Below are 13,090 nucleotides of genomic sequence, written 5' to 3'. Positions count from 1 at the left end.
GGTGCGGTGGATTAACGACACGTTACCTTTGTCCTTAAGATAGAGGCTTAAAAGGTGAGTTCAACGGGAAACCAAGAAAGACTCGAAATCCGCGACAATGCGCACGCAAAATCCGTTTTGTAGCCCCGCAACGGGGGCCGAAATGAGAGTATCGCACTTAAACACCGCCGGACTTGCCAAAAGGGAGGCGCGCGGCACCCCAGTTTCGCGCCACTCGGGCACATCTTTGATCGCCCCACCAAGTGCGCCAACATGCAAATCATCGGGCATATCGCCAGTTTGTGTGCATGACACCAACCATCGGCCATCCCACAAAACACCAACATCTGTGTGCGGCCATGCCATTGGTTCAGCGACGGCGCTTGGCTCTCGACTGATCCGTGCAACATCGCCGTGCGCGGAAACGAAACATCCATGCAACGTTCCACCCGTGCCGTTTTTCAAACCATGCCAAAGGGCATCTGATGCATCGGATCGGGGCGGGTATGGCCCCTGCCCGACGTAGTGCAGCGCGTGGCGAAACAGTCTGGCGGCGACCTCTGGGTGTTGCGGCCAATTGATGGGCATCATCACATCGCCGCCCTGTTGCGTGATATGTGCCTTTGCGACCATCACCGCATAGGCGCGCATCTCGCGGCGGGCGGCAGCCATGTGATTGCTGGTTTGTACAATGCGGTCCTGTGACAGGCCCAACTGCGACAACTGGTCCATCAGGCCCCGGGCTTTGATCCTGTCAAACCTCGCATCGTCGTTTGACGGATCATGCGACCACGAAATACCCTGCCCCGTCAGCCACGCTTGCAACTCTGCACGTGTGGCATCCAGCAAGGGGCGAACAACGCGCAAGCCATGCCCATTCGTCAGGTCCAAAGACGCTGTCGGCGCCATCCCCGCCAAACCCGCCACACCAGACCCGCGCGCAAGACGCATCAAAAACGTTTCAGCCTGATCATCACGGGTGTGGCCGGTCAGGCACGCGATGTCGCCCTGATGCGCGGCACACCAATCCTTGATCGCAGTCCAACGTCCATTCCGGGCGGCGGCCTGTAAATTACCGCTACCGTCCCAACGCCATAACAACACGGAATGCGGCACCCCAAGTGATCGCGCTTGTCGCGCAACCAAATCGATCTCGGCGTCAACATCGCGCAATCCGTGATCCACCGTCAGGATGTGCAACCTTGCACGGTCCATTGTCGCGGCAGCCAAATGCATCAGGGCGGTTGAATCGCTGCCGCCGGACACAGCCAAAACTACGGGGCCGTCGTCCCAAGGGTCATAAAGATATTGATCAATCTGGTGGCGAAACCGGTCTTCCAGCGTTAGCCGCATCCCAGCGTCGCCATCGCCTGCTGTGCCTCGCCCACTTCGGGTGCACCGGGAAAGCGCGTCGCGACGTCACCCAAGGTGACACAGGCATCCTGATTTTGGCCCAACGCGGCAAGGGTTTTGCCAAGCTTTGTCAACGCGGCGGGCGCCACAGACCCATCGGGATTTCCCGAAAACGCCGCAAGATAGGCGCGCGCCGCATTCGTGGTTTCACCCAATTGTTCAAACGCCTGCCCCCGCAGGAAATGCGCGTCAGCGGCTACTGGGCTGCCCGGATAGGTCTCATTGAAGGACGCAAGGAGGTCAGCGGCGCTGCGAAAGTCACCAGAAGCGAGCGCCTCCTGCGCCCGCGTAAAGTCCTCTTGCTCACCCACGGCCAACGACGGGCCACTGCTCAGCGGGGTTTCCATGGCGGGGGCGGTTGGTTCAACGTCAACACCGCCCAGCGACGGTGTGTCACCCAATTGGCCAATGTCACAGCCCGCCTCAAGTTCGCACAGACGGAATTCAAGATCACCAATGCGATTGGTGCCGTCGCGGGTGATGCGCGTGATACGAAATTCCAGATCTTCGGTCTTGGAGGTCAGGCGCGTCAGTTCAGCCTCGATCGAATTCAAACGATCCAGCGGCGTTGATCCCGCAATCCCTTGCCCGGATTGGCCCGACGCCACCAATTCACCGCGCAGCGCGGTCACATCGGAATACAGACCCGACAATTCGGCGCGGATATCGGCCAAAGTTTGATCTTGTGCGAAAGCCGCCCCAGTTGGGACGGCCATCGCGGCAATAAGGGCGAGTGTGCGGATCATGTCTTTCCCCCGAAAGAACCGTTTAGCTGCTTTGAGCGATCGAAATGATCGTCACAGCGCGGCGGTTTTGTGCATAACAGGCTTCTTCAGAACAGACCGCAATCGGGCGTTCCTTGCCATATGAAACCGTACGAATACGGCTGGACGGCAGGCCCTTGGAAATCAGATATTCACGCACAGCATTGGCGCGACGTGCGCCCAGCGCAAGGTTGTATTCACGTGTGCCCTGTTCATCCGCGTGGCCTTCGATCACGGCCAGATAGTCGGAATTCGTGGTCAACCAACCGGCTTGTCCGTCCAACGTGGCACGGCCTGCGGCAGTCAATGTGGATGTGTCCACCTCAAACAACACGCGATCGCCAATGGTCTGGCTGAAAAACTGCGGGCTGGACGGGTTCTGGGATGGGTCAAGCGCGGTCTGGTTCACGCCATTGGCGCCATTCTGTGCGTTCAGATCAACCGCATCGGCATTGTCGAAACGGTCTGCGTTCGTGCATGCGCTCAGCGTCAGTGCGCCAATCACCAGAACGGCTTTGATAAGATATTTCATGGGTCTGTCCCGTTATTTTTGTTTGCTCGTTGCGGCCAGTCTAGCACGCAGAAATTGAATTGAGAATCGCGAATGCGTGATCAGCCCGAACCTACCGCTGTAACGGTCCCCAAGACGGATCAGACCCGCCTTGTGGCGTTGTCACGCGGCGCAGATTACGGCCCGTGATATCAACGGAGTACAGCCCGGTCGTGCCATCCGCCCCTTGGGTTTCGCGCGCAAACATGATGACGCGCCCGTTCGGGGCCCATGTCGGGCCCTCATCCAAAAACGACGACGTCAAAAGGCGTTCTTCGGTGCCATCCGTGCGCATCACACCGATGTGGAAACGCCCGGCCTCTTGTTTGGTGAACGCGATCAAATCACCACGCGGCGACCAGACAGGTGTCCCATATCGCCCGTTTCCAAAGGAAATCCGCTGCGGTTCACCGCCATTCGCGCCCATCACATAAAGCTGCTGTGTGCCGGACCGGTCTGATTCAAACACGATCTGGCTGCCATCGGGGCTGAACGACGGCGCAGTTTCAATCGCGGGCGTGTTCGTCAAACGGGTGCTTTGACCTGTCGCCAGATCGGTGCGGTAGATGTCGGTGTTGCCCCCATTGGCCAATGAATAAATCACCTGCCGCCCATCAAGGCTAAAGCGCGGGGAAAATGCCATTTCACCATCTGCTGTTGCCAATTGTTGCCGCCCGACCGTCGCAACATCCAACACATTGATGCGCGGAAAACCGCTTTCGTAGCTGGTGTAAAGCACACGATCCCCCGTGGGGGAGAACCGCGGCGCCAGCACAATCGCGCTGCTGTCGGTCAGGTACTGCACATTCGCGCCGTCATAATCCATGATAGCCAAACGCTTGGCGCGGTCATCCTTGGGGCCGGTTTCGGCCACATAAACCACTCGGCTGTCGAAATAGCCCGCCTCGCCTGTGATGCGGCTGTAAACAGCATCAGAAACCTTGTGCGCCATGCGACGCCAGCCATCCGTGGTGCCGGCAAATTGCAATCCTTCGCCCATTTCAGCGCCCGAAAACACATCATAGAGCCGGAATTTCACCGTCACCTGACTGCCATTCACCGCCACAGCGCCCGTCACCAAGGCTTGGGCGTTGATCGCGCGCCAATCGGGAAACGCAATCGGCGCGCCAAAGCCCGCTGGCGTGGAAATAAACGCAGAGGCTGGAATCTGGCGGAACAATCCGGTGCCGTTCAGATCCTCTGCAATCACGCGGCTGATATCAGCGGCCATTTGTTCGGACCCGGCGACTTCGGACTGAAAGGCGGGCAGTGCAAACGGCAGGGCTTCGATCACACCGTCGCGCAAAGTCAATCGCAAGGGTTCTTGCGCCTGTGCGCTTGGGGGTGCGGCCATCGCGATCATGATCGCGGTCATAAAAGTCATAAATTTTGTCATCATGGCGCTCATACTCACTTTATTATCCCTCTTTTCAACGGGGAGTTTTCGCTTCGGCGGATCACTGCGGAAAATATCTGTCATCTTTGGCGCATCGCCGTTGGGTCAACCGTTAGAATAACGCGGGCCCATTGATCGTATTGATCACGGGGTAAATCGTAGCCGCTATCGCCCGAACAGCGCAGCAATGCGCGCCGCGCAGTCTGGAATGCGGCATCGGCATCCGCCGCTGATCCCCCAGAAAATCCATCCAAACGCACAGAGGCTGATACGGGGCGTCCATCCGGCGTCATATCAAACACCATATCGATGATCGTGTTCTGTGCGCCCGTGGACAACGTCCCGGTGTTCCAACAGGTTCCGATCTGGCGCAAAAATCCGGCCTTATCCCCGTCCGACAACTGCCCGCCGGACAGGCCCTTTGCGGGGCTCGGCGTTGGTGTTGGCGTTTCAACAGCACCCGCCGCAGCCAAGGCGGCGGCCACAGGATCAACCGCATCTTCGGTCGGCGTTTCTGCCACCGCAGCACGTTGGGGCCGCGTTTGTGGACGACTGGACACTTCCGGCGCAAAGGCGGGTTCTTCGGCTTCGGTGACAATCTGGTCTGCCGCAGCTTCGGGCGCCGTGGTTTCCTCGGTCACCGGCACGTCTTCGTCCGCTGGCACGTCGCTCTGATCCGTTGCCGCCTCTGCCACTTCGGGCGCGACGGTCGCATCTGGCGGCGGAGGCGCTATAATTTCGGGGGCCACACGCAGCGCAGGGCGCGGCACGGGCCGCGTGCTGCTGCCAACCTCGGCCGAGGGCGGCGGAGCCACAATCGTTGGCGTGTCAGGCACATCCGGCGGCGTATCGGTGACGATCGTTTCGGGCACACTCAGATCGGGTGCCTCTGGCGGTGTTTCCACGGCAGGGGCCGGTACAGGTGGCGGCGTTTCTGTGACCTCTGGCGGTGTTTCGATGATCGGCGCGGGGGGCGTTTCATCAATCACGGGTGGTTCAATCTCAACAGGGTCGCCCGCCGGAAGGTCCGGCTGCACCCCTTGGGTCAGCGCCGCAAATTCCGCGCCGGACACAACAGATACTTCTGTCACCTCAAACGGCAACGGGTCGGCGGACATGCCCCAACCCGCAATCATCCACACGACCAGTGCCGCGTGTCCTGTGCCTGAAAGATAGGTGCCAACGCTCATGCGTGATTACCCGTCTGATCCGTCCGCTGCCCCATCAAGGGTCGGACCACCAATGTCCGTCACCAGACCAATATTGTTGAAGCCCGCCGCATTCAGCGCACCCATGACCTGCGCCACAGCGTTCCATTCGTTCACACCATCCGCGCGCAGGAAAATCCGGTCCCCGTCGCGTTCCGCCGCAATGCCTTGCAAGCGCGGGATCAGATCAGACGCGGCGACGACCGTCTCCTGGATCATAATCTCACCCTCAGCGGTCAGCGTCACCGTAAGCGGTTCTTCATCATCCGTCGGCAACGCATTGGCCGCCGTTTCAGGCAATTGAACGGGAACACCAACAGTCAACAACGGGGCTGCGACCATAAAGATGATCAACAACACCAACATGACATCAACAAACGGCGTGACGTTAATCTCGCTCATCGGCATGGATCGGCGACCCCGACGGCGCGCGCGTCGCCCGCCCCCGTCCGCCTGCTTCATGACACCGCCACCCATGGCTTAGGAATCCAACTGGCGGCTAAGAATGGTGGCAAATTCGTCTGCAAATGCTTCGTACCCCGAAATGATCCGGTCCGCATCCGCGCTCAGTTTATTGTAATAGATAACGGCGGGAATAGCCGCGAACAGGCCCAACCCCGTGGCCAACAAAGCCTCGGCGATGCCCGGCGCCACAACGGCAAGGTTCGTGTTCTGCTGTTCGGCGATTTCAATAAACGCGTTCATGATACCGATCACCGTACCAAACAGGCCAATGAACGGCGCTGATGATCCAACCGTGGCCAGAACAGTCAAACCGCGCTGCAAATTCTCGGTTTCTTTGGCAATCGCCACATCCATGTTGCGATCAATCCGGCTGGTGGCCCCCGCGATCAGCCCGCCATCCTGACGGTGCGATCTGCGCCATTCCAACATGCCGGACGCGAAAATCTTTTCAGACTGGCCCTTGGGGGATGCGCCGATTTTGTCAAACAGTTCATCCAGCGGATTGCCAGACCAGAACGCCTCGTCAAACACCCGCGCTTCTGCGCGCGCACGGCGATACTGCATCCATTTGTCCACGATCACAGCCCAACACCACACGGACGCGACCACCAATACGATCATGACAATCTGTACGGCAATCGTTGCGTGGGCAAACATTCCCCACATCGTAAAATTTGGTTCCATAACGCCTGCTCTGCTTTATCGGGCCATTTTGACCTCTGATTGAGGACAGATGTATCCCAGCTTGGCGAGGATTGCCAACAAAACGCGCGCGCTCAGGCGTTCAGGCGCAGATATCAGTGCAAATTTCGGCGAAAAGCCGCCGGAAGCCGCGCAGGCGCACCGGCCTCGTTGATCGCGACAATCGTCACAAGCGCGCTGAACAAAACGTCGCCATCCCGTTCAACTGTTTGCTTCACGATCAACCGCGCGCCCGTCACGGCCTCAACTTGTGTCGTCACGACGACCTCATCATCGTATTTTGCCGGGCTGTGATAATCGGCCTCAACACGGCGCACGGCAAACACAACGCCCTCATCGCGTTTCATCGCCGCCTGATCGATACCCATCTCGCGCACCCATTCACTGCGGCCACGTTCAATGAATTTCAGGTAATTGGCGTAATACACAATCCCGGCAAGGTCGGTGTCTTCGTAATATATCCGAAGCGGCAACCGATGGGTCATTGCAACGCCCCGATCCGCGCTGCCAGCCGCAAGGCATGGCTGCTGTCGTGCGCAACAGCTGGCATAACCGGATCATACACCGCGCGGATCACACCCGCGATGTCAGGACGCAGCACGGCATTGCCGTCAATCAACGCCAAAGGCGACGCATCGCTAAACGCGACATCTGACCACAGCACAATGGATTGCACGGCTTGGGACAGTGCCAACGTCTCAGCCGGCACGGCAGCCAAGTTTTCGTCCATCCGCAGAAAAATGAAACACGCCTGAATGGCCCCCGCATCATCAAACCTGAATATCCGGTACTGGTTGGCATCCGCCTTGATCAAACGGCCCACCAGATCACCCAATTCAGGCACGAGGCGGTCCAGATCGGGCACCCCCACCAGCTCATCCCAATCGCGGCAAAACAACATCATGACGTTGACACCCAGTTCCGCGTCCAACTCATCCATCTGGTGGCCCGCCAACGCGCAAACCGCCTCGAATGCGCCTTTCAAAACACCAATGGCGTCATCCTCAACACCAAACACCACAGGCACAATCGGGCGGCCCCAACGGGCACACAGGTAAGTACCATCAGCACGGGTAAAAAGCGGTTCGATCTGAGTCACATCCATCATACAACCTTGATACCGCCCCTAGAGGCAGGCTCAACCCCCTGCTTCATCTAGGCCAAAAAACTCGCCCCGCAGGGCCTGTGTCAGTCAAACAGATCACTGGGCTTTTGGGGTGGCGCCATCCCCAGATGCGTCCAGGCCTTTTGCGCCAACATCCGCCCGCGCGGCGTACGCTGGATCAATCCTTGTTGCAGCAAATAGGGTTCAATCACTTCTTCCAGCGCATCGCGGCTTTCAGACAGCGCCGCAGACAGCGTTTCAATCCCGACAGGCCCGCCCTGATAGTTTTCGGCGATGAGCTTCAGATACCGACGATCCGCACCATCCAGCCCCAAATCATCCACGCCCAACCGGGTTAACGCACGATCCGCAATTTCTTGTGTGACCGTCCCGTCACCCTCCACAATCGCGAAATCCACGACACGGCGCAGCAAACGCCCGGCAATGCGCGGGGTGCCTCGCGCCCGTTTCGCGATCTCTTGGGCGCCGTTTTCTGTCGCAGGGGCACCCATCAGCCGCGCACCGCGGGTGACGATCTGGTGCAACTCGGCTGTGTTATAAAATTCCAGCCGCGTCGGAATGCCGAAACGATCCCGCAATGGCGTGGTCAAAAGCCCCATGCGCGTCGTCGCCCCGATCAGGGTGAAGGGCTGCAATTCAATCCGAACCGTGCGCGCAGCAGGACCTTCGCCAATCACCAGATCAAGCTCGAAATCCTCAAGCGCGGGGTACAAGACTTCCTCAACGGCTGGATTAAGCCGATGAATCTCATCGATAAACAACACATCGCGCGCCTCAAGGTTCGTCAGGATCGCAGCCAAATCACCCGCCTTGGCCAGCACAGGGCCAGACGTCATGCGAAACCCGACACCAAGCTCGCGCGCCATGATTTGCGCCAGCGTCGTCTTGCCCAAACCGGGCGGACCATGAAACAGCGTGTGGTCCATCGCCTCACCGCGCCGCTTCGCGCTTTCGATAAACACCTTCAGATTGGCCCGCGCGTCCGCCTGCCCGATAAATTCATCCAGAACCTGTGGGCGCAATGCACGGTCGTTGTCTTCCGCTTGCCGTTCCGGCTGCATGGATGTGTCAGACACGGCGTTATCCCTTCGGTGCCAGCAGCTTTAGCGCGGCGCGGATCAGTGTTGCCACATCCGCTCCGGCATTTTCGCCCGCAGCCTGCGCCACAGCACTGGCCGCATCAGACGGGCTGTAACCCAGATTGCCCAACGCCGACAGCGCCTCTGACTGCGCCGCCCCGTCGCTCGCAACGAACGGTTCCAACACGGCATCTGGGTCCGCGTCAGCGGAGGCAGATGCCGCCCCGCCCGCCGCAGGCGCAGCACTTACCCCTGTTCCGGCCATCGCCATCACGCCGTGCGCTTTGTCTTTCAGGTCCAAAATCACCTTTTTCGCCGTTTTTGGCCCAACACCCTTGGCCGTCGCCACCGCCGCCCAATCGCCCAGCGCGATAGACCGGCTCACGCCGTCCGCGCCCAAAGTGCCCAAAATCGCCATGGATGCTTTTGCGCCGATGCCCTGAACAGACATCAACAAACGGTGCCATTCCTTTTCAACCAACGTGGTGAATCCAAACAACTGCAACAGGTCTTCGCGCACCAACAGGTCGGTATAAAGGGCAACCGCCTCTCCGTTGCCCGGCAACGTCGCCATCACACGATCACTAACAAAGACGATATATCCAACGCCTTTGACGTCGATCAAAACATGATCCGCCGCGCGGTATTCCAGCCGTCCAGCAATCCGCCCGATCATGCCGACATCCCCACTGAAACCTTACGGGCCGTTTGCGCGTGATGGGCATGACAAATCGCAATCGCCAACGCATCCGCCGCGTCCGGCCCAGCCAGTTCAACCCCCGGCAATTGCAATTTCACCATATGCGCGATCTGCGCTTTATCTGCATGGCCCACACCGACAACCGCCTTTTTAACGGCGTTGGGGGCGTATTCGCCGACGACCAGCCCCGCTTGCGCGGGCACCAGCATCGCAATGCCGCGTGCCTGCCCCAGCTTTAGCGTCGCGGCACCGTTGGAATTCACAAATGTCTGCTCAACCGCTGCGGTGTCCGGCTGGTAGGTCGCTAAGATCTCGCTCAACTGAATATGCAGCGCCAACAAACGATCGGCCAAAGCGCCCGTTCCGGACTTGCATACACCGTTGGCCACGTGACTCAGCCGTGATCCGTTCACCGAAATCACGCCCCAACCCATGTTCACCAACCCGGGATCGATGCCCAAAACCCGCATATCCGCCCTCTTTTTGTTATTCGTTAATGCACCGTTAGCACAAAAGGCGAACACCCGCCTAGCCCCTTCCCTTACGACAGGACACAAAAGCGCCCCTTTCGCGGTCTGAATACGTCACCCCAACGCCTATGGGCGACGTTTTCTTAGGCGGAATAAGAATAACAATAACATACTATTAACCCTAAATGCTGCCATGCAGCATTCGCATATCACACATGCGTAAATGTCACTGGTGGGATCGGATAACCCATCCTATCTGCCCCTTAGAACAACGCTACACACCAACCGGCATTCGCCCACAACATTCAGGAGACCTCCCAATGGCCGCCATCGATTTTCGCACCACAACCGTCAAATCCGGTTTTTCTTTGTCTTCTGTTTTCGGCGCATTTGCCGCTTGGAATGACGCTCGCATGACCCGCAATTCGCTGAACCGTCTGTCCGTACGTGAACTGGACGACATCGGCCTCGTGCGCGGTGACATCGAAAACATCGCCAAAGGCAATCTCATCCGCTAAGGCATCTGCCGCTGCGGGGTCTGTCGGCACCACAGACCAATAAAATAAGGCCGCATCTGGGATCAGATGCGGCCTTTTTCATGTCCTGAGGATGAACGTTCAATCCGCGCCAGAGGCCTAGCGCAGAAAGAAAAACTGCTTGAGGTAGCCGCCAACAGCCACGGTCACTGGATCTTCTTGCATCAAAACTGCACCCGCCTGTTCAAGCACCGATCCCGCGCGCAACGCATCAACCTGTGACGCGTAATTGCCCGACCCCATTTGTGCGAACAACAGCGCTTTGAACGCCAAGAACAGCGCCGCGATCAGCAACACACCTTTGATCGGAAAACGAGGGCGGATCAGTCGGGCCCGCGACCGGATAAGCCCGTCGCGCCCTACGCGGTGAACCACGCCATTGCGGCGCATCCGTTCGTGGTTGCGCACTACTTTGTTCAGTCGCTTATCGAGGGAAGCATCAATCGTCATTTTGGCAGCCTTACATACTCGGCCCCCACCGAACGCCTTTAATTTCCCCTCCAATTACGGCGGAAATGTGGCAAACCCTTAAAATACAGGCCAAAACGCCAATAAATGCGGTTTAACTATGTTTCTTGACGTAAGGTTAACGTGGACCAGTCAACAATCATATCATGATGCAAAAGATTGAACCCGTTTTGTGCATAAACGGCGATAATCTCGTCCGCCTGTTCGTTCAAAAGCCCGGAAAGAATCACGATCCCCCCCGATTTGACGTGTTTCGCCATATCCGGCGCCAACATGATCAGCGGCCCCTTAAGGATGTTTGCAAAGATCAAATCAAACGGTGCCGCGTTTGTTAACCGTGGTTCGTCAAATCCAGCCGCCGCAACGCAGGTCACGGCGCCGCTCATGTCATTTGCGCTTAGGTTGGCTTCGGCGACGTCGACGGCCACTTGATCAATGTCGGATGCAATTACCTGCGCACTGCCCGTCTTGGCCGCCGCCATGGCCAGAACGGCCGTACCGCACCCGATATCGGCCACATCGCCAAATGCCATGTCTTCGCCCAACAGGCGGTCATAGGCCTTTAGGCAGCCCAAGGTGGTGCCGTGGTGTCCGGTGCCAAATGCCATGGCCGCATCGATCAGCAGGCCAACACGGCCATCGGGCAAGGCGTCAGCGTCATGGGTGCCATAAACAAAGAACCGCCCCGCTTCGACGGGTGGCAATTCGCGTTTCACGTGGGCGACCCAGTCGGTCTCCGGCACCTCGCTCACGACAAAGGGTTTGGCCCCGAACGTCGCGGCCAACAACGCCAACGCGACCTCGTCAGGCGCACCCTCAAAATACCCGCCGACCTCCCACAATCCGCTGTCGTCTTCGACTTCGAACACGCCGACACCAGTGGGTGCGGGCTCCATGTTCTCCATCGCTTCGCTTACGGCGTCAGCGGCGGGTTTACCCATCATAGTGGTCAAAGCGGTATAGGTCGTCATCTGCTTACTCCGCAGGTTTGGCAGCCAAAGGCCGCGCGAAAATGGTCTCGTTGCCTTTAACAGGATGGCGCGGGATCAACAGGCTTAACATCAACGATACAATCGCCATACCCGCCGCCGCCAAAAACACCGACCCCGGCGATGTCAGCCACAGATATCCCAGCAAAGCGGGCAAAAACACCGCCGCAATATGGTTGATCGTAAACGCCACGGCCGCCGTGGGGGCGATGTCACGTGGATCCGCGATCTTTTGGAAATACGTCTTCAGCGCCAGCGCAAGGCTGAAAAAGATGTGGTTGAAAATATACAGCGCCGCGGCCAGCGCCACACCCCAGCCGAAATAATACAGACCGCCGTATAAGAAAAAGATCACCGCAAGCCCGACATATTCAAACACCAACGCATTGCGTTCCCCGAACACAGATACCGCTTTGCCGACCAGCGGCGCAGACACCATATTCGCCACCAGCGTGATCAAAAACAGCGATGTGATCTCATGCACCGCAAAGCCGAACTTTTCGACCATCATGAACCCGGCAAACACGACGAAAATCTGACGCCGCGCGCCGGACATAAATTGCAGTGCGTAATACAACCAATAGCGTTTGCGCAGCACGAATTCGCGGCGTTGTGGTTCCGCCCCTTCAAATTGCGGATAGGCCATCAAACAGAACATACCAATCGCCGCCGTCAGCCCGCCCGACAACCAATAGACAATGGAATAAGACAGCCCCAGCGCCTCCCACGTTAGAACAATCAACACATAGGCTAAAAATGTTGCCCCTGATCCGGCGGCAATAATCCAGCCCAGCGTTTGGGGGGCGCGTGCTTTGTCGATCCATTGCAATTGTAGGCTCTGGTTCACGGTTTCATAGTAATGGAACCCGATCGAACTCAGCATGGTAACGGTCAAAATCCCGCCCATAGACGGAAACTGCGCGGTGATCGCGGTGGCGACCCCTAACATCACAAGCGCCACCAAACCCAACACCTGTTCGCGAAACATCATCAGCAGCACGATCACGCCAACGGCGAAAAACCCTGGAATTTCGCGGACCGTATGAAGCCAGCCAATGTCGGACCCATCAAAATCAGCAACCTCGATCACGAAGTTATTAAGCAACGCAGACCATGTCGAAAACGCAATCGGCATCGCCGCCGCCATCAAAAACAGCAGCGTCACGGGGCGGCGCCAAAGCGGCAGCGCATGTGCATCAGAAAGGCGAACAGTTTGCATGGCCTTGTCCTACGCCCGCCACCCCG

16 protein-coding genes are annotated in these 13,090 nt (G+C 58.2%); 1 reads left to right on the top strand and 15 read right to left on the bottom strand.

All coding sequences use genetic code 11. The features are described from left to right. Nucleotides 1-60: 60 nt before the first annotated feature. From tilS to ruvC, 12 genes are all read right to left on the bottom strand, one after another. Nucleotides 61-1,332 carry a tRNA lysidine(34) synthetase TilS gene (gene tilS, locus L0664_RS01700; RefSeq protein ID WP_235223894.1) on the bottom strand — a complete coding sequence of 424 codons (1,272 nt, stop codon included), beginning with the start codon at nucleotides 1,330-1,332 and terminating at the stop codon, nucleotides 61-63. Next, nucleotides 1,323-2,138 carry a tol-pal system protein YbgF gene (ybgF, locus tag L0664_RS01695; RefSeq protein WP_235223893.1) on the bottom strand — a complete coding sequence of 272 codons (816 nt, stop codon included), beginning with the start codon at nucleotides 2,136-2,138 and terminating at the stop codon, nucleotides 1,323-1,325. The genes tilS and ybgF overlap by 10 nt, the downstream gene beginning before the upstream one ends. 22 nt (nucleotides 2,139-2,160) lie before the next feature. Next, nucleotides 2,161-2,688 carry a peptidoglycan-associated lipoprotein Pal gene (gene pal / locus L0664_RS01690; RefSeq protein ID WP_235223892.1) on the bottom strand — a complete coding sequence of 176 codons (528 nt, stop codon included), beginning with the start codon at nucleotides 2,686-2,688 and terminating at the stop codon, nucleotides 2,161-2,163. A 91-nt stretch (nucleotides 2,689-2,779) separates the two neighbouring features. Then, the gene (gene tolB / locus L0664_RS01685) at nucleotides 2,780-4,102 is read right to left on the bottom strand and encodes a Tol-Pal system beta propeller repeat protein TolB (RefSeq protein ID WP_418888015.1); all 1,323 of its coding nucleotides are present in this window, start codon (nucleotides 4,100-4,102) and stop codon (nucleotides 2,780-2,782) included. A gap of 80 nt (nucleotides 4,103-4,182) precedes the next feature. Further along, on the bottom strand, nucleotides 4,183-5,292 hold the full coding sequence (locus L0664_RS01680; RefSeq protein ID WP_235223890.1) for a cell envelope biogenesis protein TolA: 1,110 nt from the start codon (nucleotides 5,290-5,292) through the stop codon (nucleotides 4,183-4,185). 6 nt (nucleotides 5,293-5,298) lie between these two features. Then, on the bottom strand, nucleotides 5,299-5,787 hold the full coding sequence (locus L0664_RS01675) for an ExbD/TolR family protein (protein ID WP_235223889.1): 489 nt from the start codon (nucleotides 5,785-5,787) through the stop codon (nucleotides 5,299-5,301). Nucleotides 5,788-5,790: 3 nt separating this feature from the next. Further along, nucleotides 5,791-6,441 (bottom strand): protein TolQ, encoded by a 651-nt coding sequence (tolQ, locus tag L0664_RS01670; protein ID WP_235224880.1) that lies wholly within the window; start codon nucleotides 6,439-6,441, stop codon nucleotides 5,791-5,793. A gap of 131 nt (nucleotides 6,442-6,572) precedes the next feature. Further along, nucleotides 6,573-6,962, bottom strand: a complete 390-nt coding sequence (ybgC, locus tag L0664_RS01665) for a tol-pal system-associated acyl-CoA thioesterase (RefSeq protein ID WP_235223888.1) — start codon at nucleotides 6,960-6,962, stop codon at nucleotides 6,573-6,575. Further along, nucleotides 6,959-7,585: a hypothetical protein gene (locus L0664_RS01660; protein ID WP_235223887.1), complete on the bottom strand. Its 627-nt coding sequence runs from the start codon at nucleotides 7,583-7,585 to the stop codon at nucleotides 6,959-6,961. The genes ybgC and L0664_RS01660 overlap by 4 nt, the downstream gene beginning before the upstream one ends. Before the next feature lie 80 nt (nucleotides 7,586-7,665). Beyond that, on the bottom strand, nucleotides 7,666-8,664 hold the full coding sequence (gene ruvB / locus L0664_RS01655) for a Holliday junction branch migration DNA helicase RuvB (protein WP_235224879.1): 999 nt from the start codon (nucleotides 8,662-8,664) through the stop codon (nucleotides 7,666-7,668). 19 nt (nucleotides 8,665-8,683) lie between these two features. After that, a complete protein-coding gene (gene ruvA, locus L0664_RS01650) occupies nucleotides 8,684-9,358 on the bottom strand; it encodes a Holliday junction branch migration protein RuvA (protein ID WP_235223886.1) in 675 nt (224 codons plus the stop codon). Further along, entirely contained in the window at nucleotides 9,355-9,852 is a 498-nt protein-coding gene (ruvC, locus tag L0664_RS01645) for a crossover junction endodeoxyribonuclease RuvC (RefSeq protein ID WP_235223885.1), read from the bottom strand. Before ruvC ends, ruvA begins: the two co-directional genes overlap by 4 nt. 320 nt (nucleotides 9,853-10,172) lie before the next feature. Here ruvC and L0664_RS01640 point away from each other — a divergent pair, with 320 nt between their 5' ends. Next, entirely contained in the window at nucleotides 10,173-10,370 is a 198-nt protein-coding gene (locus tag L0664_RS01640; RefSeq protein WP_235223884.1) for a DUF1127 domain-containing protein, read from the top strand. Between the two features lie 117 nt (nucleotides 10,371-10,487). Here L0664_RS01640 and L0664_RS01635 read toward each other — a convergent pair whose 3' ends face one another. The 3 genes from L0664_RS01635 to L0664_RS01625 form a co-directional block, all read right to left on the bottom strand. Then, the gene (locus L0664_RS01635; RefSeq protein WP_235223883.1) at nucleotides 10,488-10,838 is read right to left on the bottom strand and encodes a hypothetical protein; all 351 of its coding nucleotides are present in this window, start codon (nucleotides 10,836-10,838) and stop codon (nucleotides 10,488-10,490) included. Between the two features lie 116 nt (nucleotides 10,839-10,954). Beyond that, entirely contained in the window at nucleotides 10,955-11,827 is an 873-nt protein-coding gene (locus L0664_RS01630; protein ID WP_235223882.1) for a 50S ribosomal protein L11 methyltransferase, read from the bottom strand. A gap of 4 nt (nucleotides 11,828-11,831) precedes the next feature. Beyond that, nucleotides 11,832-13,064, bottom strand: a complete 1,233-nt coding sequence (locus L0664_RS01625) for an MFS transporter (RefSeq protein ID WP_235223881.1) — start codon at nucleotides 13,062-13,064, stop codon at nucleotides 11,832-11,834. Between the last annotated feature and the right edge of the window lie 26 nt (nucleotides 13,065-13,090).

The organism is Octadecabacter dasysiphoniae (assembly GCF_021532615.1).
In the GTDB taxonomy this organism is placed as follows: domain Bacteria; phylum Pseudomonadota; class Alphaproteobacteria; order Rhodobacterales; family Rhodobacteraceae; genus Octadecabacter; species Octadecabacter dasysiphoniae.
This window is presented reverse-complemented; position numbering and strand designations above follow the sequence as displayed.

Excerpts from the sequence above, each read along its gene's own strand:
- tilS (WP_235223894.1), bottom strand. The coding sequence starts at position 1,332 with ATGCGGCTAACGCTGGAAGACCGGTTTCGCCACCAGATTGATCAATAT.
- ybgF (WP_235223893.1), bottom strand. The coding sequence starts at position 2,138 with ATGATCCGCACACTCGCCCTTATTGCCGCGATGGCCGTCCCAACTGGG.
- pal (WP_235223892.1), bottom strand. The coding sequence starts at position 2,688 with ATGAAATATCTTATCAAAGCCGTTCTGGTGATTGGCGCACTGACGCTG.
- tolB (WP_418888015.1), bottom strand. The coding sequence starts at position 4,102 with ATGACAAAATTTATGACTTTTATGACCGCGATCATGATCGCGATGGCC.
- L0664_RS01680 (WP_235223890.1), bottom strand. The coding sequence starts at position 5,292 with ATGAGCGTTGGCACCTATCTTTCAGGCACAGGACACGCGGCACTGGTC.
- L0664_RS01675 (WP_235223889.1), bottom strand. The coding sequence starts at position 5,787 with ATGGGTGGCGGTGTCATGAAGCAGGCGGACGGGGGCGGGCGACGCGCG.
- tolQ (WP_235224880.1), bottom strand. The coding sequence starts at position 6,441 with ATGTGGGGAATGTTTGCCCACGCAACGATTGCCGTACAGATTGTCATG.
- ybgC (WP_235223888.1), bottom strand. The coding sequence starts at position 6,962 with ATGACCCATCGGTTGCCGCTTCGGATATATTACGAAGACACCGACCTT.
- L0664_RS01660 (WP_235223887.1), bottom strand. The coding sequence starts at position 7,585 with ATGATGGATGTGACTCAGATCGAACCGCTTTTTACCCGTGCTGATGGT.
- ruvB (WP_235224879.1), bottom strand. The coding sequence starts at position 8,664 with ATGCAGCCGGAACGGCAAGCGGAAGACAACGACCGTGCATTGCGCCCA.
- ruvA (WP_235223886.1), bottom strand. The coding sequence starts at position 9,358 with ATGATCGGGCGGATTGCTGGACGGCTGGAATACCGCGCGGCGGATCAT.
- ruvC (WP_235223885.1), bottom strand. The coding sequence starts at position 9,852 with ATGCGGGTTTTGGGCATCGATCCCGGGTTGGTGAACATGGGTTGGGGC.
- L0664_RS01640 (WP_235223884.1), top strand. The coding sequence starts at position 10,173 with ATGGCCGCCATCGATTTTCGCACCACAACCGTCAAATCCGGTTTTTCT.
- L0664_RS01635 (WP_235223883.1), bottom strand. The coding sequence starts at position 10,838 with ATGACGATTGATGCTTCCCTCGATAAGCGACTGAACAAAGTAGTGCGC.
- L0664_RS01630 (WP_235223882.1), bottom strand. The coding sequence starts at position 11,827 with ATGACGACCTATACCGCTTTGACCACTATGATGGGTAAACCCGCCGCT.
- L0664_RS01625 (WP_235223881.1), bottom strand. The coding sequence starts at position 13,064 with ATGCAAACTGTTCGCCTTTCTGATGCACATGCGCTGCCGCTTTGGCGC.